Annotated in this window: 26 protein-coding genes; 14 read left to right on the top strand and 12 right to left on the bottom strand. The window is 34.9% G+C overall.

What is annotated here, in order from left to right; genetic code table 11:
* Nucleotides 1–13: 13 nt before the first annotated feature.
* Nucleotides 14–556 carry a ribosome-associated translation inhibitor RaiA gene (gene raiA / locus A2530_RS00650; protein ID WP_294883932.1) on the top strand — a complete coding sequence of 181 codons (543 nt, stop codon included), beginning with the start codon at nt 14–16 and terminating at the stop codon, nt 554–556.
* A 17-nt stretch (nt 557–573) separates the two neighbouring features.
* On the opposite strand, the gene recG is transcribed toward raiA (A2530_RS00650), so the two are convergent.
* From recG to A2530_RS00625, 5 genes are all read right to left on the bottom strand, one after another.
* Complete coding sequence (gene recG / locus A2530_RS00645; RefSeq protein WP_294883930.1) at nt 574–2,373, bottom strand: ATP-dependent DNA helicase RecG; 1,800 nt, start codon at nt 2,371–2,373, stop codon at nt 574–576.
* A 121-nt stretch (nt 2,374–2,494) separates the two neighbouring features.
* Nucleotides 2,495–3,736, bottom strand: coding sequence for a pitrilysin family protein (locus A2530_RS00640; protein ID WP_294884127.1), 1,242 nt, complete (start codon nt 3,734–3,736; stop codon nt 2,495–2,497).
* A gap of 45 nt (nt 3,737–3,781) precedes the next feature.
* On the bottom strand, nt 3,782–4,831 hold the full coding sequence (locus tag A2530_RS00635) for a dehypoxanthine futalosine cyclase (RefSeq protein WP_294883928.1): 1,050 nt from the start codon (nt 4,829–4,831) through the stop codon (nt 3,782–3,784).
* Nucleotides 4,832–4,904: 73 nt separating this feature from the next.
* Nucleotides 4,905–5,228 carry a type II toxin-antitoxin system PemK/MazF family toxin gene (locus A2530_RS00630; protein WP_294883926.1) on the bottom strand — a complete coding sequence of 108 codons (324 nt, stop codon included), beginning with the start codon at nt 5,226–5,228 and terminating at the stop codon, nt 4,905–4,907.
* A complete protein-coding gene (locus A2530_RS00625; RefSeq protein WP_294883924.1) occupies nt 5,222–5,482 on the bottom strand; it encodes an AbrB/MazE/SpoVT family DNA-binding domain-containing protein in 261 nt (86 codons plus the stop codon). The genes A2530_RS00630 and A2530_RS00625 overlap by 7 nt, the downstream gene beginning before the upstream one ends.
* Nucleotides 5,483–5,657: 175 nt before the next feature.
* On the opposite strand from A2530_RS00625, the gene A2530_RS00620 reads away from it, so the two are divergent.
* Complete coding sequence (locus A2530_RS00620) at nt 5,658–6,011, top strand: hypothetical protein (RefSeq protein ID WP_294883923.1); 354 nt, start codon at nt 5,658–5,660, stop codon at nt 6,009–6,011.
* 62 nt (nt 6,012–6,073) lie between these two features.
* Here the strand turns inward: A2530_RS00620 and nusB are convergent, their stop codons facing one another.
* The 4 genes from nusB to A2530_RS00600 form a co-directional block, all read right to left on the bottom strand.
* Nucleotides 6,074–6,472, bottom strand: a complete 399-nt coding sequence (gene nusB, locus A2530_RS00615; RefSeq protein ID WP_294883921.1) for a transcription antitermination factor NusB — start codon at nt 6,470–6,472, stop codon at nt 6,074–6,076.
* The gene (ribH, locus tag A2530_RS00610; RefSeq protein ID WP_294883919.1) at nt 6,472–6,936 is read right to left on the bottom strand and encodes a 6,7-dimethyl-8-ribityllumazine synthase; all 465 of its coding nucleotides are present in this window, start codon (nt 6,934–6,936) and stop codon (nt 6,472–6,474) included. The genes nusB and ribH overlap by 1 nt, the downstream gene beginning before the upstream one ends.
* 120 nt (nt 6,937–7,056) lie before the next feature.
* Entirely contained in the window at nt 7,057–7,848 is a 792-nt protein-coding gene (gene kdsA, locus A2530_RS00605) for a 3-deoxy-8-phosphooctulonate synthase (protein WP_294883917.1), read from the bottom strand.
* A 62-nt stretch (nt 7,849–7,910) separates the two neighbouring features.
* Nucleotides 7,911–8,798, bottom strand: coding sequence for a DMT family transporter (locus tag A2530_RS00600; protein ID WP_294883915.1), 888 nt, complete (start codon nt 8,796–8,798; stop codon nt 7,911–7,913).
* 70 nt (nt 8,799–8,868) lie between these two features.
* Here A2530_RS00600 and A2530_RS00595 point away from each other — a divergent pair, with 70 nt between their 5' ends.
* The 4 genes from A2530_RS00595 (at nt 8,869) to A2530_RS00580 (ending at nt 11,904) form a co-directional block, all read left to right on the top strand.
* A complete protein-coding gene (locus tag A2530_RS00595) occupies nt 8,869–9,909 on the top strand; it encodes a hypothetical protein (protein ID WP_294883914.1) in 1,041 nt (346 codons plus the stop codon).
* Nucleotides 9,910–9,931: 22 nt separating this feature from the next.
* Nucleotides 9,932–10,717 carry a DUF3108 domain-containing protein gene (locus tag A2530_RS00590; RefSeq protein ID WP_294884125.1) on the top strand — a complete coding sequence of 262 codons (786 nt, stop codon included), beginning with the start codon at nt 9,932–9,934 and terminating at the stop codon, nt 10,715–10,717.
* A 61-nt stretch (nt 10,718–10,778) separates the two neighbouring features.
* A complete protein-coding gene (locus A2530_RS00585; protein WP_294883912.1) occupies nt 10,779–11,531 on the top strand; it encodes a TerB family tellurite resistance protein in 753 nt (250 codons plus the stop codon).
* A gap of 4 nt (nt 11,532–11,535) precedes the next feature.
* On the top strand, nt 11,536–11,904 hold the full coding sequence (locus A2530_RS00580) for a cytochrome C (protein WP_294883911.1): 369 nt from the start codon (nt 11,536–11,538) through the stop codon (nt 11,902–11,904).
* A gap of 11 nt (nt 11,905–11,915) precedes the next feature.
* Here A2530_RS00580 and A2530_RS00575 read toward each other — a convergent pair whose 3' ends face one another.
* Nucleotides 11,916–12,362: a phosphoribosyltransferase gene (locus A2530_RS00575; protein WP_294883910.1), complete on the bottom strand. Its 447-nt coding sequence runs from the start codon at nt 12,360–12,362 to the stop codon at nt 11,916–11,918.
* Between the two features lie 117 nt (nt 12,363–12,479).
* On the opposite strand from A2530_RS00575, the gene A2530_RS00570 reads away from it, so the two are divergent.
* From A2530_RS00570 to der, 3 genes are all read left to right on the top strand, one after another.
* Complete coding sequence (locus A2530_RS00570) at nt 12,480–13,169, top strand: hypothetical protein (protein ID WP_294883908.1); 690 nt, start codon at nt 12,480–12,482, stop codon at nt 13,167–13,169.
* Between the two features lie 63 nt (nt 13,170–13,232).
* Nucleotides 13,233–13,811: an LPP20 family lipoprotein gene (locus A2530_RS00565; RefSeq protein WP_294883907.1), complete on the top strand. Its 579-nt coding sequence runs from the start codon at nt 13,233–13,235 to the stop codon at nt 13,809–13,811.
* A gap of 193 nt (nt 13,812–14,004) precedes the next feature.
* The gene (gene der, locus A2530_RS00560; protein ID WP_294883906.1) at nt 14,005–15,501 is read left to right on the top strand and encodes a ribosome biogenesis GTPase Der; all 1,497 of its coding nucleotides are present in this window, start codon (nt 14,005–14,007) and stop codon (nt 15,499–15,501) included.
* A 31-nt stretch (nt 15,502–15,532) separates the two neighbouring features.
* Here der and hemJ read toward each other — a convergent pair whose 3' ends face one another.
* Together hemJ and raiA (A2530_RS00550) are read right to left on the bottom strand one after the other, a co-directional pair.
* Complete coding sequence (gene hemJ, locus A2530_RS00555) at nt 15,533–15,955, bottom strand: protoporphyrinogen oxidase HemJ (protein ID WP_294883905.1); 423 nt, start codon at nt 15,953–15,955, stop codon at nt 15,533–15,535.
* Between the two features lies 1 nt (nt 15,956).
* Nucleotides 15,957–16,286, bottom strand: coding sequence for a ribosome-associated translation inhibitor RaiA (raiA, locus tag A2530_RS00550; protein ID WP_294883904.1), 330 nt, complete (start codon nt 16,284–16,286; stop codon nt 15,957–15,959).
* A 115-nt stretch (nt 16,287–16,401) separates the two neighbouring features.
* Between raiA (A2530_RS00550) and trpS the strand changes: the two genes are divergently transcribed.
* The 5 genes from trpS to A2530_RS00525 all read left to right on the top strand — a co-directional run bounded on the left by trpS (nt 16,402) and on the right by A2530_RS00525 (nt 20,524).
* A complete protein-coding gene (gene trpS / locus A2530_RS00545) occupies nt 16,402–17,361 on the top strand; it encodes a tryptophan--tRNA ligase (protein ID WP_294883903.1) in 960 nt (319 codons plus the stop codon).
* Nucleotides 17,362–17,745: 384 nt separating this feature from the next.
* Entirely contained in the window at nt 17,746–18,084 is a 339-nt protein-coding gene (locus tag A2530_RS00540; RefSeq protein WP_294883901.1) for a hypothetical protein, read from the top strand.
* A 134-nt stretch (nt 18,085–18,218) separates the two neighbouring features.
* A complete protein-coding gene (locus A2530_RS00535; RefSeq protein ID WP_294883900.1) occupies nt 18,219–19,022 on the top strand; it encodes a DUF6602 domain-containing protein in 804 nt (267 codons plus the stop codon).
* 93 nt (nt 19,023–19,115) lie between these two features.
* Nucleotides 19,116–19,349 carry a hypothetical protein gene (locus A2530_RS00530; protein ID WP_294883898.1) on the top strand — a complete coding sequence of 78 codons (234 nt, stop codon included), beginning with the start codon at nt 19,116–19,118 and terminating at the stop codon, nt 19,347–19,349.
* Nucleotides 19,350–19,636: 287 nt separating this feature from the next.
* Nucleotides 19,637–20,524: a hypothetical protein gene (locus A2530_RS00525; protein WP_294883896.1), complete on the top strand. Its 888-nt coding sequence runs from the start codon at nt 19,637–19,639 to the stop codon at nt 20,522–20,524.
* The last annotated feature ends 262 nt before the right edge of the window (nt 20,525–20,786 follow it).

Genomic DNA, 20,786 nt, shown 5'->3' with positions numbered 1-20,786 from the left:
TAAAGGATTTATTATGAATATTTCATTAACGGGAAGACATGTAGAACTAACGGAGCCTATAAAAGCTCACATGAACTCATCGATTGAAACACTAAGCAAGTACAATATGGACATTATCTCCGTAAACGTAATTGCGGACACTCAAACAAAAAAAGGAAAAGAGCACTCTGTCGTTGAATTTGTTATCAACTTAGCTCACAAAAATTCTATTATTATTAAACAAAATGACCAAGACCTTTATGCTGCTATTGATTTAGCTATTGCAAGAGCGCAAAAAGCGATGCGCCGTATGCATGATAAGGAGAACGGACATCATAAAGAGGGAATGAATGAGGCTAAAAACGAAGCAAGTGCTAATATAAACCTACATGAAGCAAGCGAAGCATTGGAAGATGAAATAGTACCGGTTGAACTTGAACTGTACAAACCGCGTGAAGTTGAAGATGTTCTTCAAGATATCAAAGAGAACAAAAAATTATTTGAGATTTTTCTAGATAATGACGGCAAAACACGCGTTCTTTACAAAAGAAACGACGGAAAATTCGGACTATATTAATAGTTTTGTAAAAGGAGCTATCTCCTTTTACTTAAATCACTCTTGACACTTTTAACTATCTCCACGTCTTCCGCCAAATCAATCCACTTAAACTGGCTTCCGCTTTGGTTCGAGCCTTTTAGCAAATCACCGCTTTTTCTAAACTTCAAATCAAGATTTGCAATATCAAAACCGCTTATTGTCTTTGTAAACATATCAAGACGCTCTGATGAGTTTTGATTTGTATATAAAAAGCAGTAGCCTTTTAATCCTGTTCTGCTTACTCTACCGCGAAGCTGATGAAGAGTTGAAAGTCCAAGCCGCTCTGCTCCGACAACAATTACAGTACTAAGGCGCGGCAAAGAGATACCTACTTCAACTACTGTTGTGGCTATTAAAATATTTCCTCTTTTGCTAAACTCAAGTAAAACTTCCTCTTTCTCCCTATCTTTTCCGTGAGTAACATAAACATTGCTAAACCTTTTCTCCCAAAACCCTCTTGCTTCATCAATACTCTGATACTCTAAAAACTCGCTCTGAAGAACTAAAGGATAAACTAGAAGTATCTGATTGCCTTTGGCTATTTCACTCTCTACATGTAAAAGCAGATTTTTAAAATCCTCTTTATGTATAACTCTGCTAGTTATATCTTTTTTAAAAGGTGTTGAAGTTATAAGAGAAACATCAATGTGAGCAGTCTCTATCATTGCCTGAGTTCTCGGAATTGGAGTGGCTGAAAACTGCAGATAATGCGGCTTTGCATCGCCGCTGCTTACAAGTTTTTCCAACATATTTCTCTGCGCCGTACCAAAACGGTGCTGTTCGTCAACCATAACAAGTGAAGCACATGGGAGTTCTCTATAAAGCAGAGCGTGAGTACCTATGATAAAATCAAACTCATCCAAATCCATTTTTTTACTTTTGTTTGTTACCAACACTGTTTTTACATGTGGAAGAAATTTACATGCTTCTTCATAAAGCTGATTTGCAAGTATGGTCGTAGGAGCCATTAAAACAGAGCGATTCGGAAGCATCATAACACATGAGGCTAGGATTACCATAGTTTTACCGCTTCCGACATCTCCAACAATCATACGTTTAGTCGCGACATCTTTTGAAAAATCCGCTTTTATATCTTCGATTGTCATTATCTGCTCATTTGTAAGTTTAAACGGCAGACTCAAAGCCCACTCTTTATAATCACTACATGTAGAACTTAAAGCCTTAAAATATCTTCTTTTGGCAGAGAGTTGTTTCATATAAGATAATAGTTCTGTATATTTTAAAGCATTTAGCGTTTTTATATCTAGCTCTTTTAGATTCGGCGGATTTTTATCTATAAAATGGAGTTTTAAAAGCTCTTCTATAATCTCCTCTTTTAACCCTTCTGCTTCTAAATTCTCTTTTGTCAGAGCGCTTTTAATAAGAGCAGACATACTATCAGTTCTTAATGCCGAGTTATATCTTGGGGTTATTGCACCGACATTTGTCACTTTTTTTGGCATGTTCATACTGCAATGCCCTATTTTGCACTCAACCATTCCATAGTAATAGTCTCTCTCGCCTACTTTAAACTGATGCATCATGTAGGGTTTTGGACGAAAGATAACACCTGTAATAGTATGAGAAAAATTATGAACGTATAAAGTGACTTGAATAGAATTGGGAGCTTTGTAAACCGATTCTACCGTAGCGTCAATCAGTTGCATTTCATGTATTTTAAGTTTGTTATGAAGCCGCAAGTCTTCATAAGACGCAGGAACAAAAAGAGCAAGTTCACAGTAAGTGCCAATACCGAGCTTTTTAAATTTAGCTTCTTGCTCTTTTGTTATGTTCATTTTAACTCCTTAGTATCAAATACTATCTATTATTATGAACTACATGTAAAAAAATTGCATTTTGCAATATTTATTTTAAATAAGTTTTATTTTCTAAAGAAACTAGCGTTTTCTAAAGAAGCTACTGCTTTGTAACTATAGCAAAGCTCAAATCTAAAATCTCTTTATGAGATTTTATAAACTCGTTTAAATCTTTTAGTTTTAGATTTTTGATAAGCTCAAGCTCTTTTAAAGAGTCTCCGAGTTCCTTACCTCTATAATACTCCATAAATGTACGGTTGAGTCTTTGACTCATAGTCTCAACTCTTAGAGGTTCGCTTCCTAGCAAAAACTTTTTAGTCTGTTCAAGCTCATCTTTTGTAACACCATCTTTTACAAACTGCGCTACAACATCTTTTACGGTCTTTTTTGCATCTTCAAGAGACTCAAGTTTTGTTTGCAGATAACCGTTCATGTAGTTGCTTGATTTTGTAATATCCATTCTTGCATAAGCAGAATAGGCAAGACCTTTTTTAACTCTTATCTCTTCCATAAGTCTTGAACCAAAACCGCCCGTGCCTAAGATAAAAGTAGCAACTCTGGCTTTATAATAATCCTGCGAATTTTCAGTTACGTTATAAGGCGACCCGAAATATATATAAGCCTGCTCGGTCTCTTTTTTGATTATTTTTTCTTTAGGCTCTTTAGTAACCTCATATTTTTTTACTTCGCCGTCTTTGCCCAATGGCATAGATTTTATTACCTCTGCGATTTTAGCTTTTATCTTCTCTCGCTCTACGTCTCCGCCGACAACTACTATGAGTTTAGAAGCAACTAAATTTTCTGCTATAAATTTATTTACATCTTCAAGAGTGATGCTTTTTACGCTCTCCTGAGTTCCCAAAGATGGACTTGCAAGAACACTCCCTTCAAAAAGAAGCGCTTTTAGTTCATTTGAAGCGATATAGTCAAAATCATTCTCTTTGCGTGCAAGTGAGCCTAGAGTATTAGTTTTTATTTTATCTATAACATCTTGAGTAAGGTTTGGGTCTTTTAAAAGCAAGTCAAAATATTTAAGAGCGTTGTCAAACTCCTCTTTTAAACACCCTGCTTCCATAACAAACGTCTCTTTGCCCGTTGATGAGGATATATGAATAGCTCTGCTCTCAAGAGCTTCTGCAAATGCGCCTGAACCTAGCTTTTTTGTTCCTTCACTCATAACTTTTGCACTAAATTTCGCCAAACCTGCTTTTGTCGTATCCGCTATGCTTCCAGCATTTTTAAAAACAAACTGCATGGTTACAAGAGGTAATCTTTTATCTTGTTCAAAAATAACGGGAACACTTACCCCGTTTACCTCTATCTTATCTATCGTTGCTGCCATCATTATATTTCCTAGTACTAGTAATATTAAAACTATTTTCTTCATCTATGCAAATTTCTCTAAAATTTCATACGCCGTATTCCTCACGGCAGGTATCTCGCCAACATCTCTTATGAGACTTACCATCTCCTCTTTTGCCATTTTATATGCGGCACCGGCAGAGCTTACTACATTTTCTTCCATCATAGTAGAACCCAAATCGTTTGCTCCAAACATCAAAGCCATCTGACCGATATACGGACCTTGCGTTACCCAAGAACTTTGGATATTTGGCACATTGTCAAGGTAAAGTCTGGCAACCGCCAAAAGTCTTAAATAACGGTTTGAAGACGGTTTTTCCATATCAGGTATCTGACGTAAAAGCTCCGTATTTTCACTTTGAAAACTCCACATGATAAAAGCCCTAAAGCCGTGCGTTTCATCTTGTAAGTTTCTTATCATGTCAAAATGCTCTACTATATCTTCATCGCTCTCAATAGTTCCGTACATCATTGTTGCCGTGGACATGATGCCTAGTTTATGAGCTTTTCTATGAATATCTACCCAAACTTCGCTGTCAATTTTTTTAGGCGCTATGATGTCACGAACTTTATCGCTGAGAATCTCTGCTCCTGCTCCTGGAATTGAAGCAAGTCCTTTTACATGTAATCTCTCAAGAGTCTCTTCTACGCTAATATGGGAAACTTTGGCGATAAAATCTATCTCAATAGATGAGAAGCCGTGAATAGTAATCGTAGGGTATTTCGTATGAATATGCTCAACCAAATCTTCATACCACTCAATCTTTAGTTTTGGATGAACTCCGCCTTGAAAAAGTATCTGCGTTCCGCCAATTTCTAGCAGTTCGTCTATCTTTGCGTCTATCTCCTCAAAGGTTAAAACATAAGCATCCGCATCTTTTTCATGTCTGTAAAATGCGCAAAATTTACAATCAACCCAGCATATATTTGTGTAGTTGATATTTCTATCGACGACAAAAGTCGTAACACCTTCGGGATGAAGCTCTTTTTTACGCGCACTTGCCATACGACCAAGCTCTTTTAAATCAGCATTTTTTATTAAATCCAGTGCTTCTTGTTTTGTTAATCTTTTCATTTCCTGCCGTTTTATTTTTTAGTGATTGGATTTTACCCTTTTTTTTACAACAAACAAATAAACTGCAAGATTGCTATTTAAACATTTCTACAAGAGTAACAGATATTTGTTTTGATGTTTTTTTATCTACCGTTCCAATTTTTTTGATAAGCCTTGACTTATCTACAGCTCTTATTTGGTCAAGTACGACTAAGCCTATTTTGTCTTCAAATTTTATTTTTGGACGAAACACAAAATCAAAACCTTTGCTAGTCATTGGGGCTACTATTACGGTATTTAAGATATTCATCTCATCGGGAGATATTATAATACAAGGTCTTGTTTTTTGAATTTCACTGCCAATGGTAGGGTTAAGCGATACTAAATATATATCGTATCTAGCTATCTTTTCTACCATTGAAAATCTTCCAAGTCACTATCGTTTAAGAACTCATCTATCATGCCGTCATCTTTTTTGTTTTTGTTTTTTTGTAAAACTTCTTTGATATTCTCTTCCCAATCAACCCTAGCAGATTTTTTGACAGGTTTTAGCAAAAGTCCATTTTCTAAAACTTCAAACTCTATTTGTGCATCATCAAGATGAGCTTGAGCTATAAAAGCTTTTGGAATTCGCACACCTTGTGAATTGCCGATTTTTGTAAGCATAGTCATAACATACTCCCTTTTAGCATATTGTGTAATTATAATGTAATAACTTTTTAATGTCAAATCAATCATTACACTTTAAAGAATTTATCTAAAATCTTAAAATGCAGTTTAAATATTTAAAGTATAGTTTTTAAATATAATTGTATTTTTGATAAATTGCCGTTTTTAAAGGGTATAAATGAAATATATTATAGACATGATAGATGATATGCGGGAAAATATACAAAACTCTAAAGAGTATACGCTCTTAGCTATGCTTTTAAAAGAGGACGATTCCAAAAACTTTCAAAATGCAGGTGAAAAAGTTATTACATCTCTGCATATAGACCATGATACCAAAGAGTTACAGCTAGGGTTTTTAGATGAAAATGCTACTACACAAAGCTTGTTAGAATGTGTAAACTCCTTAGAAATACAAGCTATGATGTATGAAGTGGTGATAAAAATCTCAAATGAACATCCGCTTATGCCCGTTATAGGATTTGGAGAAAACCATGAGCAAAAACAGTATATTTTTTTTGTAACTAACTAAACAGATAGTTAGTTTCACTCTTTTTCTAAATCTTGCAGAAAATAAAATGAAAAAGCAACTTTTTACTTATCTTTTGAGATTGCGTCAAGCACACCGTTTATAAACTTAGGCGACTGTTCTGTTCCGAACGCTTTTGTGATTTCAACTGCTTCATTTATAACTACTGCCGAGTCAAGTTCGCCGTAAAGTATCTCATAAGTCGCAAGTCTCAAAGTCGCTCTCTCTATACTTCCAAGACGCTCAAAATCCCAATCTTTTAAATGTTTTACAATAGCTTCATCAACAGGAGTGATGTTATTCATAACACCCTCGTAAAGAGTAAGTGCAAAATCTCTTTGTTTGTTGCGAATCTTTTTCTCTTCTAAAATCTCATCAGTATGCTCTGCTAAATTTCCGTTACCCAAATCAAATGCATAAAGTAAACTTACTACCGCCATTCTGGCTTGATGTCTAGTCGCCATTACATGTTCTCATAAAGGTCTAAAAGTTCGATTACGACAGTCATCGCTTCAAAGCCTTTATTTCCAGCTTTTGTACCTGCTCTCTCGATTGCCTGCTCGATAGTATCAGTTGTTAAAAGTCCAAAAGAGACAGGTTTTTTATGTTTTAAACTAACAGTCGCAATCCCTTTTGTAGCTTCAGCAGAAACATAGTCAAAGTGCGGAGTAGAACCTCTTATTACTGCACCCAAAGCACACACTGCATCATACTTTCCGCTATTTAAAAGCTGGTCAATTACCATCGGTAGCTCAAATGCACCCGGTGCTAAAACATGAGTTAAATCAGCATCATCTCCGCCATGTCTTGCAAACGCATCTTTTGCACCCTCTACAAGTCTATCCACGATAAAATGGTTCCATCTTGTGCTTACGATAGCAACTTTTTTGCCGTTTACTACTTTTAATTTGCCCTCAATTAAATTCATCTTTTTTTTCCTTATATTTTATTTCATAAAATTCAAGGGAACCTTTTCCCTATTATTTGTCCGTAAAAGGAACAAGTCCCTTTTACTTCGCTAAGACCGCTGTGGTCACTAAAGAGAGAATTAGATTTCTCTAATTCTCTTAATTCTTTTTATTAAAGTATCCAACTCATCTAACTTTATCATATTTGGGCCGTCACTTAGCGCGATGCTCGGGTCAAAGTGAGTCTCAAAGAAGAAACCGTCCACTCCAACAGCCGCCGCAGCCTTTGCCAGATAAGGCACCATTGTTCTGTCTCCACCCGTTTTTCCGCCAAGCGCACCCGGAGCTTGAACGGAATGAGTAGCATCAAAAATAGTCGGTGCAAACTCTCTCATGATAACAAGTGAGCGCATGTCCACGACGATATTTCCATACCCGAAAGATGAGCCTCTTTCACATAAAAAAACTCCGTGTTTTTTGGAAGCTTCATAGCTAACCTCATCACATCCGCGAGTTTTAAGCACTTTTGCTACTGAGTAACGCATATCGGGAGGGTTTATAAACTGCCCTTTTTTGATGTTTACCTCTTTGTCGGTCATAGCACAGGCAACAAGCAAATCTGTTTGACGACATAAAAACGCAGGTATTTGAAGCATATCCACAACTTCGGCGACTTGCTTAACTTGATGTGATTCGTGAACGTCAGTTACGACTTTATAGCCAAAATCTTTTTTGACTTTTTCTAAAATTCTAAGTCCCTCTTCAAGCCCGAGCCCGCGAAAACTATCCAAAGATGTTCTGTTTGCTTTGTCAAAACTAGATTTAAAATAGAAATCAATCGACGGGTCATTTTGATAAATTTCCAAAGATTTAGCTATTTTAAATATATTTTCTTCACTCTCTATAACGCAAGGACCGGCGAGTAGTGTCATATGTTTACCTTTTAAAAAATAGAAAAATGATTATATCATAATGGGTTTAAACAAAAGTTATTCTACTTCTGTTTTGCTACTACTATGCCTGCGATTACGACTAAAATAATTCCACATGTAGTTATAAAAGTCGGCAGAGAATCACCTAGTATTAAGCCTACTAAAATTGCAAAAACAATGTTTGTGTAACTAACCGCTCCCACAATTCCTGCTTTTGTCTCGCCGTACGCTTTTGTCATGTAGTACTGAGAGAGTGTTCCCAAAACTCCAAGCCCTATGACGTAAACCCAAACAACTCCGCTGGGCATAATAAATTCACCCATCATAAAATCAAACTCTGACATGTAAAAATATTTTGACAATATAAATAAAATAACTGGGCCTATTGTTCCTACCAATGTAAAAGATAGAACTATCGCTCTTGTGTCATAATAGTTTCTAAGCTCTCTAACTGAAGTGTAGGCAAGTGCGGCTCCAACTCCGCTAAAAATCCCTAAAATATCATACTTGCTAAATCCTACACCCGTGGGCTGGGCAATAAATAAAATACCTACGAATCCGATAAAAACGGCTATCCATGCAGCTGCACTCAGTTTCTCTTTTAAAAAAGCCCAAGCAAAGATAGCAGTAAAAATCGGTGCTGTTTTTGAGTATGTCACTGCATCGCCAAGAGGAATATGGGCAATGTTGTAAAAATATGCAAGAAGTGCTAAAAAGCCCATAAGTCCTCTGAAAAAAAGTAAAAGAGGTTTACCGCCCTTGCTTGTCATAGGAGTTTTATATACCGTATAACCTATTAATACAACGCCAAAAACATTTCTAAAAAAGACAACTTCGAGTGAACTCATATGCTCTGAAGCCAGTTTTGCAAATGCGCCCATAATTGCAAATAAAAATGATGCAAAAAGCATATATTTAACGCCGTTATTTAATTCTTTAATTTGATTCATAATTAGAAGTATAGCGAGCTATATTTAATTAAAATAGTGTATAATTAATTACTAAAGCGAGGGAGATGTCGTGAAGTTACCTATCATAGCTCTTTTACTGTACACATTTTTTGCATTTGATTTATTTGCAGAGTCAAGTCGCACGACTCAAACATTCCAAGAGTACATCGACGAAAAACAAAAGGTTCTCTCAAACAAAGTTATAAACCTCTTTGATAGCATTGACCGCGGCATAAGCAGGAGTATCGGCAGTGCAGACAATGAAAAATATTGCGAAGATATGGAACAAAAAGCGGTTAATGATTTTTTTCAAGATAAAAACTCCGTTGATGAGTTTTTTAAAAATGACAAATATACAAGTGAAACTGAAAAAAGTTATCTTCGAGTAAGCATAGGCGCAGCTTTTGAGTCAAAGAATTCAACAAGCTTTATCCATAAGGTAAGAGCACAAGTTCCTCTTAGCAGAACAAAAGAGAGTTTTAAACTCTTTATAGACGACGTTAAAGAAGATTATCGTCAAAACAGTACTACTTCAAAAGATAATCAAAAATCACTTGAAATCGGTGTTAACTACTTTGCACCGACTCCAAATGATATAAAATCAAAATATTCAATAGGTTTTAGCGGTTTATCTACCTTTGCAAGTGCAAGATATAGTAAAGATTTTAAAATACAAAAATGGCTTATTCAGCCTACACAGCAATTTAAATACTCTACAAAAAGCGATTTTAGCGAAGAGACAAATATATACTTTGACAGAACATTAGAGGAGCTTTCTCTCTTTAGAACAACTCTGCATCGAAAAACACAATCAAGCATAGCCGGTTTTGACTATGCACTTGCATTCTCCTACTACTTAACGCCATCAAGCAAAAAAGGTTTTAGTTTTACACAACAGTTTTGGGGAAATTCAAAATATACATGTGACGCAGCACCGCGACAGTTTGGCGGCATAAGCGACTACTCTACTTTTGTATCGTGGAGACAAAATATTTTTCGCAAATGGATTACCTATGAGATTCAACCGGGAGTTAGTTTTCATAGAGAGCATGATTATAAACCAAACCAAATTGTTCGATTTTATGTAGATTTTTATTTTGGAAATATTTAAAAAGATTCTTGTCGTGAAATACATGTTCATTTTATTCTTATCATTAAGTTCTGTTTTTGCGCAAGATTTTTCTACCCGCTACGATGTATATGTTACTCTTTTTGGAAATGTAGGATACAGTGACGTAACGCTAAAAGAGAGCGGCGATAATTACGAGATAAAACTTGATGCATATACAATTGGCACTGCTGCCGTACTTTTAAGACACAGAGTTGAAACATATATAAGCAAAGGTAAAATTATTAACGGTATATACCGTCCAGAGTTGTTCATAAAAATAAAAGAGACGACCAAAAAAACAACGAGTGACACCTACTATTTCAATCACGACAAAAAAGAGATTACGCTTATAGAAGAAAAAACAAAATTAGTAAATAAAATGCAGTTCAATCCCGCTAACTTTGAGCTTATATCAAAAGAGGTAAAAGAGAGTTCAAAAAAAGAGACTTTACTTGACATTTATAAAGATAATGACGTATTAAGTTCGTACCTTAACACTAAAGCAAACTGCAACAAAGAGAAAAAAAGCTACCGTCTTATAGCCTTTGGTGCACATGATGAAAAAAATAGTATCATCCTCTCCTATCTGGAAGATAAAGAAAGGGAGTCTGCGAAGTTAAACTTTTCAGGCAACATTGCAAATATATACAATCTACATGTAGAACCGCTAGATAAAGATGACAGCATAGTTGACGTGCTTATAGCGTTTGACAGTGACGGTCTTTTAAAAGAGGCTTTGATGGATGAGATTTTTTGGGTCGGGAAAATTACCGCTAAAAGAGTTTATCATAAAATCTCAAGCAACTAAAATTTTATATCTCTTTATTAGCTTTTATTTCTTATAATTATACTATTGATAAAGGAGAGTTATGGGAAATATAATATTACTTGCCGTATTAGGCGGTTTTTTTTACTGGATTTTTAAGAGTTATTCAAAATATACGGCTTATTCGCAGGAAGCATTTAAAAATTTTACAATTACAAAAGAGTCTCTGCAAAAGAGTGATTTGGGACTTTTTATAGCACTTGTTGCAAAAGTAGCAAAGGCTGACGGAAAAGTTGATGCTCTTGAAGCTGAACTTATAGGCATAATGTTTGATGATATCTCGGCAGTTTTTCCACAGCCGCAAAAAACAAAAGATATATTAAAAGAGATTTTCAACGAAGAGAAAGACAGAACCGATAATCTGCAAGAAGTTGCTCATGCACTTGGCTCTTCGATTAAAAGGGACAGAGCAAAACAGCATCAGTTTATGGGCTTTTTGATTCAACTTGCTTTTGTTGACGGGGAAGTAAGCAAAGCCGAAGAGGAGATATTGGCATCGATTGCCGAGGCGTTTGAGTTTGACCCGAATGCTTATCATGCTATTTTTGATCAGTTTGAGAAGATGATTCACAACATAAGACCAAAAGCAAACGTAAGCGATGCATACAAACTTTTAGGCGTAAATGAGAGTGACGATATGGACGTGGTAAAAAAAGCTTATCGAAAATTAATAAGAGAGTACCATCCGGACATTATAAAATCTCAAGGCAAAGATGATGCCTATATGCAAGAAGCAACCGCAAAAACGCAGGAGATAAATCAAGCGTATGAGATGATAAAAGCTCATAGAAAGTAACCGCATGAAATTAGTTTTTTTATTATCGTCACTCTGTGCTTTTTCACTATCTTTTGCAGATGATACAGGCTCTTTACTCTTTAATGGAAACTGTATTACATGTCATAAAGAGACAAAGAGCGTATCTGCTCCGTCAATGGTTGAGTTAAGAAAAGTATATAAAGATGCCTTTAGCAATAAAGAAGATTTTGTAAACTACATGTCAAAGTGGGTTGCAAATCCAAAAAGAGAGACCTCTTTGATGGATAAATGGATTAAAAAATATGAGCTAATGCCGCACCTTGGGTTTGATGAAGATACATTAAGAGAGATATCCGCATACATATATGAAACGGATTTTGCAAAAAGAGGCGGAAGATACTGGAGCCACTAATTTTAGTGTCTCTACTTAAGTAAAAAATCTCTCTCCCAAAAAAAGTCTATCCAATCATCTGCTTCATTTACCCAAAAATGTGGTTCATAGATGGATGTTTTTTTATAAAAAAGAGTACACGATACAAACTCAATATCTTTAAATTCGCTACCTAGATGCTCCATAACTGCTTTTAATGTATCGCCGCTGTCTGATATATCATCGACTACAAGAACTTTTTTTACATCTTTAAATTCGCAATTGCCGAATATAGTGATATTTTCTCTCTTTAAGCTTTTGTCATAAAGTTCCGTTCTAATGCTTTGCACCTGACGTATGTTTAACCCCTCGGCCATAGCATGTGAAAGCGTTAATCCCCCTCTTGCTATTGCGACAATTGCTTCAAAGTGTGAATCCTTCACTTTTTTTATCAAGATGTTAGTATCGTTTTTAAAATTTTCATAACTGTAATATTTCATAAAATGCATTGTACAAAAAAACTCTAAAAAAGCCTATGATGCATTAGCAAAAATTTAAGACGCAAAGCACTATAATTACCGATTGATTAAGAATTTTAAAAAAAAGTTTTCTAAAGAATGAAAAATATAGTATTAACATTTACTCTTATTCTGCTTTTTCTAACGGGATGTTCACAAAAAGAGTCAATCGTAGTTCCGGAATCTCAGCTCACAGAAGAGGTAAAACCGCCGGAGGATAAAGAGTTTTCTATTCGCAAAGCGATTGTAGAGAGTGCTATGAAGTATCTGGGTAAAGATGATGGCAAAGATTGTTCAGGGTTTGTTGATTTGGTAAATAGCGATACTAATGAATCTTTCTATAAATCTGACATGTTATATAAATATTTTGATAATGCAAGACGCTCAAAAGCGATTTTTAATATTATGAAAGATGAAGATAAACTAGTAGATAACGATCTCCCACAAATAGGCGATATAGTCTTCTTTGCAGACACTCTTCAAAAAACAAAACGAAAAACCGGCTCATTTAATATTACTCATATTGGCATAGTTGTAGAAGTTGACGAGGATGAGACTATCCATTTTATCCACAATATTCAAGGTAAGAACAAAATTGACAAACTAAATATAAAATTTTCAAACCATCATATAATCTCGGAAAAACAAGTAAACAGCTTTCTTAAGAGATGCCCTAAAAACAGGCAAAAAAGTAAGTGCTTAAGCTCTTTTTTCTTTAGTGCTTATGGTTCTCCTATTGCAAAAAAGAAGATAGAGTTAAGTTATAATGCACCTAAAAAACAGCTTTAATTAGTCAATGCTATTTAAGATTAATAGTGCTAAAATGGCTTTATAAAAATAAGGAGATTACCTATGATTAAAACCGTCTTATCGACCGCATTAGCGGGCTTGCTTTTAATTTCAATATCAGGCTGCGGCAAAGATGTTGAGCTAAAAGATGAAGGGCGAGAGTTCGAGTGTAAACAAGAGGGCGTATCTGCTCCTAGATGGACTTGTATTGCAGAAGTGGCGGATAATTATGCAGGTGTTGGAATCGCCCAAAAAAGTGCGGCAGGAATGGCACACATGAGAAGAGTAGCACTTGCTAACGGTCGTTCAGATTTGGCAGGGCAGATAAAATCTCAAATTCAAGATAAGATAACTATCTACAGCGGTACTACGGGTGTCGGTTCAGGAGAGACCGTAGATCAGTCTGTCGAAGCGGTAACAAAACAGTTGGCAAAAGTAGATTTAGCAGATTCAAAAGCAATAGATACATGGTCATCTCCATCTGGTGCGCTATATCTGCTTGTTGCGGTTTCAAAAAAATCTGCAAACGTACAAATTCAAGATAATATTAAAACAAGCTATCAAAACGACAGAGCATTGTGGCAACAGTTTAAAGCTAAAAATGCACTTGAGAGCATGGAAAAAGATTTTGCTGCAGAATAGTATTTAATAAAACTATCATTAATCATAGATTGCTTCGTCACAAGTTCCTCGCAATGACTCTCATTGTGAGCGAAGCGCGGCAATGCAAAGACATAAAAAGAGAACTTTTTACAAACAATTTCTAATCCTCTCTTATTTCGCTATAATTCCAAATAAACTACAACTTTTCTTCACTTAAACTAAGGTAGCAGCTATGAAAAAAATCGCCATAATAGGTCGTCCGAATGTCGGAAAAAGTTCGCTTTTTAACAGACTCGTCAAAAAAAGAGACGCTATTACGTCCGAGCAAGCAGGAACAACAAGGGATGTAAAAAGACGTCATGTTGTTATCATAAACAAAGAAGCCCTGCTTTTAGATACCGGCGGACTAGACAAAGGGTGTGAGCTTTTTGACCGCATAAAAGAGAAGTCTCTTGAAGCGGCGCATAAAGCAGACATTATCCTTTATATGGTTGATGGAAGAACTATTCCCGAAGATGAGGATAAAAAACTTTTTTATGAACTTCAAACTTTGGGAAAAGACGTAGCTCTTGTCGTAAATAAAATTGATAATGACAAGATGAAAGATAATCTTTGGGATTACTATGAATTTGGAACTGATGCAATTTTCGGTATATCGGTTGCACATAACAGAAGTATAGTTCCTCTTCTTGACTGGATGTATGAAAAAATTCCTGATTCAGATATCATAAAAGAAGAAAACGACGAAGAAGATGATGTAAATATCATTGAAGAAGACGGCAGTGAATATGATTTCTTTGATGAAGATGAGAATGCAGAAGACGAAGATGAAGACGATGACGACGGTTTCTTTTATACGGATGTAAATGAAGAAGATTTTGAAGATGACTCAATATTTGCCCAAAATGACAGAATAAAAGAGTTTAACGAAGAAGATGTTAACCACATAAAAATCTCTATTATCGGTCGTACAAATGTAGGCAAAAGCTCACTTCTAAACGCTCTTTTAGGTGAAGAACGCTCTGTTGTAAGCTCTGTTGCAGGAACTACGATAGACCCGATTGATGAGAGTATAGAGTACAAAGGCAAACAGCTTACTTTTGTAGATACTGCAGGTCTTAGACGTCGCGGCAAAATTGTGGGGATTGAGAAATTTGCTCTCATGAGAACAAAAGAGATGCTTGAAAATTCAAATATGGCACTTGTCGTACTTGATGCAAGCGAACCTCTTTTAGACCTTGACGAAAAAATTGCAGGACTTGTTGACAGTAACCGCCTTGCATGTATTATAGTTTTAAATAAATGGGATATCGCAAACAGAGAAGACTACGACAAAATCATACAAAACGTAAGAGACAGATTTAAGTTTTTGGCTTATGCACCGATTATCACGCTATCTGCAAAATCTCACAAAAGAGTTGACAAGCTTCACGATATGATTTTAGAGATAAACGAAAACTACTCTCAACGTATAAAAACTTCTGAGCTTAACGAGGTGTTGGAAAAAGCTCTTAGACGCCATCAACTGCCTAGTATGCGTGGTCAAGTTATAAGAATATACTACGCAACACAGTATGAGACAAGACCGCCGAAAATCGCTATTGTTATGAATAAACCAAGAGGTCTTCACTTTACGTACAGAAGATATTTGACAAATAAACTAAGAGAATCTTTCAATTTTAGCGGAACGCCTGTTTTATTTAAAGCTAAAAAACGCGGAGAGAAGTAAAAGGAGAAAAACTCCTTTTATATTTAAACTGTTAAAACGGTTTTATAATAACCATAGCTACTATTATAAGCAGTAAAATTGTCGGAACTTCGTTATAAGCTCTAAAAAACTTTCCGCTTTTGTTGCACTCATCTTTTAAAAATTTCTCTCTAAAATACCCGAGTGAAAAAAAATAAGCCATCAAAATAACTACAAAAAATATTTTAACATGTAACCAGCCGTTACCGCTAAAACCAATTTCATATGCAAGATAGCTACCACTTAGAACAGTTGCCCACATGGCAGGAAGACCTATATACTTATAAATCTTCATCTCCATTATTTTTACTACTTTGACAAACCCCTCATTATCCGCATTTTCAGCATGATAAACAAAGAGTCGCGGCATATAAAAAAGTGCCGCAAACCACGAAACAAGAGAGATTATGTGAAACCATACAATCCAGTTGTACATGTTATACTTCTGCTGTTTCCATATCTTTTATTGAAGCGCCTTGATGAGAAATCACTTTGTCATGTAAACGGCGAAGTGCTTTTGTCGCTCTGTCAATTGCCAAATCAATTGCCGTATCTAAATCTTCATCACCTTGATTTATAACAACAGGTTGTGCATGTGCAATATGAATATCAAACTCTACCGAAACACCATTTTTCTCTTTTTTAAGATTCACGTTTACAGTAGTAATGTCAAGTGAATATTTTTTAAACGCTTCAATAGCCACCTCTATATGAGATCTTGTATTTGCGTGAAGAGTAACATCTTTTGCATGAATTTGTACATTCATTTTTTATCCTTTATTTTAATAGTTTTATTTACTATATGTAGCCCAATAATAGCGAAATAAAGCTAAAAAATGTATAATACGAAAGTTAATTAACTATAATTTTTGGAGTATATTTATGAGAGTTTTGACAGGAATTCAGCCATCTGGAGATTTACATATAGGAAACTATTTCGGTTCTATAAAGCAGATGGTAGATGCTCAAGCAGACAGTCAGACGTTTGCTTTTATTGCCAACTATCACGCAATGACAAGCGGCGGCAAAGATTTGTCAAAACTAACTATGCAGTGTGCAACGGACTTTTTAGCACTCGGTATCGACCCTGACAAATCTGTTTTCTGGGTTCAGTCGGATGTTAAAGAGGTGCTTGAGCTATACTGGATTTTATCTTCATTTACACCGATGGGTCTGCTTGAGCGCGCTCACAGCTACAAAGATAAAACGGCTAAAGGCATTGCGGCAAATCATTCACTTTTTTCTTATCCTGTTTTAATGGCGGCAGATATTTTACTCTTTAACTCCGAAGTAGTTCCCGTAGGAAAAGACCAGATTCAACATGTAGAAATAGCAAGAGACATAGCTATAAAGTTTAACAACCAATACGGTGACATCTTGACTATCCCAGAATTTCGTGTTCAAGAAGAAGTTCAAACAGTTCCGGGAATTGACGGGCAAAAAATGTCTAAAAGCTACGGAAATATAGTAAATATCTTCGGCGAAGAGAAAGCTCAAATGAAAACAATCAAAAAGATTGTAACCGAAAATGTAGCGCTAGAAGAGCCAAAAGAGTACGAGACATGTAATGTTTACAATATGGCAAAACTCTTTTTAGAAGGCGACAACTTAATAGCACTTCAAGATAGATACAAAAGAGGCGGCGAAGGTCACGGGCATTTTAAAATCTACCTCGGCGAAGTGATGTGGGAGTACTTTAGAGAGTTTAGAGAAAAAAGAGAGTACTTCGAAGCACATCAAGACGAAGTGAGAGATATCTTAAAAGCGGGAGCTTCTAAGGCTAGGGAAATTGCACTTCCGACAATCGAAAAAATTAGAAGCGTTACAGGAATAAGTTACTAACCTCTTTTATCATCGGCAAGGATAAATCCTTGCTCCCCAATATTATTGATTTTCTATAACTCCAAAAGTCATTTTTTACTTACATGTTATTTTCTTTGTTTAAGCTACATCGTGTTTGTTATGTAGTTTTTTTAACAATTAACAAACATTTTTGTATGTTATTTCTCTATATGACATTTAACACACACTATATCTTTAAGAATAATATGTATTTTTTTTCGTAATATAAAGAAATATTGTAAATAGTCATATTTTTTACTAAATTTTAATAATTAACACACATTTAACATGTAAGTTATTTTTATTTTTTTAAGTTACTATGTATATAATGTGTATGAATAAATAGTTATACCTTCAATCCAATCAAAAAAACAGGAGACAGAAATGGCAAACTTCAAAGATGGCGTGATTAGAGACGGGAATTCACTTGGTGCTGGTCAAGCACTTGGAAATATCAAAGATGGAATCATTCGAAATGGATCATCCAAGGGAGCAGGAAGTGCCTTGGGAAATGTAAAGGATGGCATTATCCGCGATGGCTCATCAAAAGGTGCTGGAAAAGCTATATTGAATGTCAAAGGAGACACCGTTCGTGATGGTTCTTCTCTTGGAGCAGGCAAAACTATCGGAAAAATTAGCGATTTTACAATCAAAGGCATGGAACGTGAGCTAGATGCTGAGATCGTTGCCACTTACCATTTCCTAATTAAAAAGATCGTTTAACAGGGTATAACAAATCAGTGGAGCCAACACTCTCTTCACTCTTCCGATAAGTCTAACGAAAGCTACGCTTTCTTATACTTATCTCTGAGTTTCGCTCAGCACTGCCGTTAGTCAACAAAATATAAAGGTAAAACATGCCAATACAACAAGATTTTCTTGCTTATCATAAGTCAATTGGTGAAGAACTTAAAACTTCAGAAAAAAGAGTTAGAAACTTAATAGGAAAATCTCATTGGCTTACAGATGGGGAACATAAAGAAAGTATTCTAAGAAAAGTAATGAATGATTTTTTACCAGAAATATATAGAGTTGGCACTGGTTTTGTTTGCTATCCAAGCTCAACTAATAATGGAGAAAAAAATTCAGGTCAAATAGATATTCTAATTACTTCGAAATTCAACCCAACTTTATATAAAAGTGGCGAACTTCATTTTGTGACACCAGAATGTGCTAATGCCATTGTTGAAGTAAAAACAAAACTGTCAAATGGTGAAAGCATAAAATCCGTATTAGCAAAACTAAGTAAAGAAGTAAAAGGTATTCGTGAAAATTCAGGGGATAGACAAAAGTGTTGGGCAGGACTCTTTGTTTATAATAAAGGTAGTATTAGAGAAGAAGAAGTTCTGCAAATACTTCAAGAAATAGCCAATAATGATATTAATAGTATTATAAATTGTGTATCAATTGGCGAAAACATGTTTATTAGATTTTGGGAAAGTGGTCATCCCTTAGCTAATCTAGGTCACGATCCCATATGGCATTCCTACGAAATTAAAAAATTATCTCATGCATATTTCATAAGTAATTTGGTGGCATATTTATCAACAAGTTTTACTCAAAATGCTTCTGATGCTTGGTTCCCAATCCATAATACAAAAGAGCGCTACAGAATGTATTATGCAAAATTATCAGAAACAGAAGTTCATAATTTTATTTAGAACCTCCAAGACTAACAAGTACTTGGAGAGGAATAGTTCCCCCTACGGTGAAACTATTCCTCAAGATTAACGTTATACACAAAAGGTTCAAATATGCAAAATGAAAAATATAAAAGATTAATTGAAATCATTAATCAAAATGAAATTACAGCTCAAGAAGTAACAGAAGCTAATGATTTATTGGTCAGTTTTAATACAAATGAATTAAACACTGTAGATTATAAAGCAATAGAAAACTTTATTGTAGCAACAAATATGTCCACAAAAAGGGAAGGACAATTTGATAGTTTAACAACAATCATAGACTTTGTTAGAGGCGAAAACTAGTAAAGTATAACAAAACGCAGGAGCCAATAGTTTACCCTAACGGGAAAACTATTGCTCTCCTCAACCGTTATGTTACAAGTGAATTAAATTCATATAACAAATATTAGGAGTATATTATCGCTATTGAAATATCTGATAGATTAATACCTGATGCAGTAAGTTTTGGGGAAAGAGTAATTGACAAAATTAAAGAATTTGCTTCTGATGATATTTATATCACAGATAAAAAACTCATATTCTATTGGTACCGAGATAAGGACTTTATTGCATATGTTTCATCAAAGAATATGACATGTGATGTAATTAATATATCTTATGGTGTAACCATTGATATTATTCAGAATGCTATTGGTTTTAGTAATGAATGGCACAATAATGGACTCGATTTTTATAAAAAGGTTTTTTGTGATGAACAAGAGAATGAAAGTCATTTCATTCCAAATGAGTTAGCACCTGCAGAATCATATATTCCTTATTTTGAAAATTCACTTTCTTGGGTATACTTACATGAACAAGCACACCTTTTACAATGTCATGGAGCTATATATTCCGAATTTTCAGACACAAAGAAAGAAAACAATATTTCAGAGTGGTATGAAAGTCAAAAAAGTAGTGATAATAATAATCAACAAATTTCTTCTCATGATGCTTCTATAAAACATGCATGTGAATTATCTGCAGATTATGAAGCCACATATTTAATTATTGAATTCCTTAAAAAAGATGCTATTATCAAATGTTCAACTCTCTGGAACTTATCTGCAGGATTAAATTATTTATTTTTTTATTTTCATGGAAAACAGAATAAATATCATGATGGAAAAGTCTCTGGTACTCATCCTAATCCAACAGTAAGAATGAGATTTTTATATTTTCAATTAATAGAAATATTTAAAAATCCTAATATGAAAAAACACTTCGAAGAAGGCAAGACTTTTCAAGATTATGAAAAAGCGATTAAGTATTCCCTTCTTGTATCATTAATATATTATGAAGAAAAGTATAATGATTTAGAGGGGGTTTCAGTGTTTATGAATTTATTTTTTGATGCTGAGAGTAAAGATTCAAAGAAATATATAGATATCATTGCTGATGTGTGGAATAAAATTAGACCTTCTGTTGTATCCAAGTATTTTGGAAAAAATAGCGATGGGATACTCCCCGAGTTTCAATAGTGTATTACTTAAATTATTATTGATTGCAGTTGAAGTTTTAAGGACATATAGAACAAGATAACATAACAAAAGTGCTGAGCGAGTTCTTGTTACCCTCGCCTTCGGCTTCGGATAACAAGTCGCTGGAGCGAACACTCTCTTCACTCTTCCGATAAGTCCAACGAAAGCTACGCTTTCTTATACTTATCTCTGAGTTTCGCTCAGCACTGCCATTATCTTAAAAAAATATCACTAAAGTATTTACTGAAACTAAATCTGATAT

Source organism: Sulfurimonas sp. RIFOXYD2_FULL_34_21, from assembly GCF_001830805.1.
Lineage (GTDB): Bacteria > Campylobacterota > Campylobacteria > Campylobacterales > Sulfurimonadaceae > Sulfurimonas.
This window is presented reverse-complemented; position numbering and strand designations above follow the sequence as displayed.

Coding starts and splice junctions, on each gene's coding strand:
- A2530_RS00575 (WP_294883910.1), bottom strand. CDS start 12,362: ATGAAATATTACAGTTATGAAAATTTTAAAAACGATACTAACATCTTG.
- A2530_RS00640 (WP_294884127.1), bottom strand. CDS start 3,736: ATGGCAGCAACGATAGATAAGATAGAGGTAAACGGGGTAAGTGTTCCC.
- raiA (WP_294883932.1), top strand. CDS start 14: ATGAATATTTCATTAACGGGAAGACATGTAGAACTAACGGAGCCTATA.
- hemJ (WP_294883905.1), bottom strand. CDS start 15,955: ATGTACAACTGGATTGTATGGTTTCACATAATCTCTCTTGTTTCGTGG.
- A2530_RS00540 (WP_294883901.1), top strand. CDS start 17,746: ATGGCAAACTTCAAAGATGGCGTGATTAGAGACGGGAATTCACTTGGT.
- trpS (WP_294883903.1), top strand. CDS start 16,402: ATGAGAGTTTTGACAGGAATTCAGCCATCTGGAGATTTACATATAGGA.
- nusB (WP_294883921.1), bottom strand. CDS start 6,472: ATGGCGACTAGACATCAAGCCAGAATGGCGGTAGTAAGTTTACTTTAT.
- A2530_RS00625 (WP_294883924.1), bottom strand. CDS start 5,482: ATGACTATGCTTACAAAAATCGGCAATTCACAAGGTGTGCGAATTCCA.
- recG (WP_294883930.1), bottom strand. CDS start 2,373: ATGAACATAACAAAAGAGCAAGAAGCTAAATTTAAAAAGCTCGGTATT.
- ribH (WP_294883919.1), bottom strand. CDS start 6,936: ATGAATTTAATTGAGGGCAAATTAAAAGTAGTAAACGGCAAAAAAGTT.
- raiA (WP_294883904.1), bottom strand. CDS start 16,286: ATGAATGTACAAATTCATGCAAAAGATGTTACTCTTCACGCAAATACA.
- A2530_RS00580 (WP_294883911.1), top strand. CDS start 11,536: ATGAAATTAGTTTTTTTATTATCGTCACTCTGTGCTTTTTCACTATCT.
- A2530_RS00565 (WP_294883907.1), top strand. CDS start 13,233: ATGATTAAAACCGTCTTATCGACCGCATTAGCGGGCTTGCTTTTAATT.
- A2530_RS00530 (WP_294883898.1), top strand. CDS start 19,116: ATGCAAAATGAAAAATATAAAAGATTAATTGAAATCATTAATCAAAAT.
- kdsA (WP_294883917.1), bottom strand. CDS start 7,848: ATGACACTACTCGCCGGTCCTTGCGTTATAGAGAGTGAAGAAAATATA.
- A2530_RS00585 (WP_294883912.1), top strand. CDS start 10,779: ATGGGAAATATAATATTACTTGCCGTATTAGGCGGTTTTTTTTACTGG.
- A2530_RS00635 (WP_294883928.1), bottom strand. CDS start 4,831: ATGAAAAGATTAACAAAACAAGAAGCACTGGATTTAATAAAAAATGCT.
- A2530_RS00525 (WP_294883896.1), top strand. CDS start 19,637: ATGACATGTGATGTAATTAATATATCTTATGGTGTAACCATTGATATT.
- A2530_RS00590 (WP_294884125.1), top strand. CDS start 9,932: ATGTTCATTTTATTCTTATCATTAAGTTCTGTTTTTGCGCAAGATTTT.
- der (WP_294883906.1), top strand. CDS start 14,005: ATGAAAAAAATCGCCATAATAGGTCGTCCGAATGTCGGAAAAAGTTCG.
- A2530_RS00600 (WP_294883915.1), bottom strand. CDS start 8,798: ATGAATCAAATTAAAGAATTAAATAACGGCGTTAAATATATGCTTTTT.
- A2530_RS00630 (WP_294883926.1), bottom strand. CDS start 5,228: ATGGTAGAAAAGATAGCTAGATACGATATATATTTAGTATCGCTTAAC.
- A2530_RS00620 (WP_294883923.1), top strand. CDS start 5,658: ATGAAATATATTATAGACATGATAGATGATATGCGGGAAAATATACAA.
- A2530_RS00570 (WP_294883908.1), top strand. CDS start 12,480: ATGAAAAATATAGTATTAACATTTACTCTTATTCTGCTTTTTCTAACG.
- A2530_RS00535 (WP_294883900.1), top strand. CDS start 18,219: ATGCCAATACAACAAGATTTTCTTGCTTATCATAAGTCAATTGGTGAA.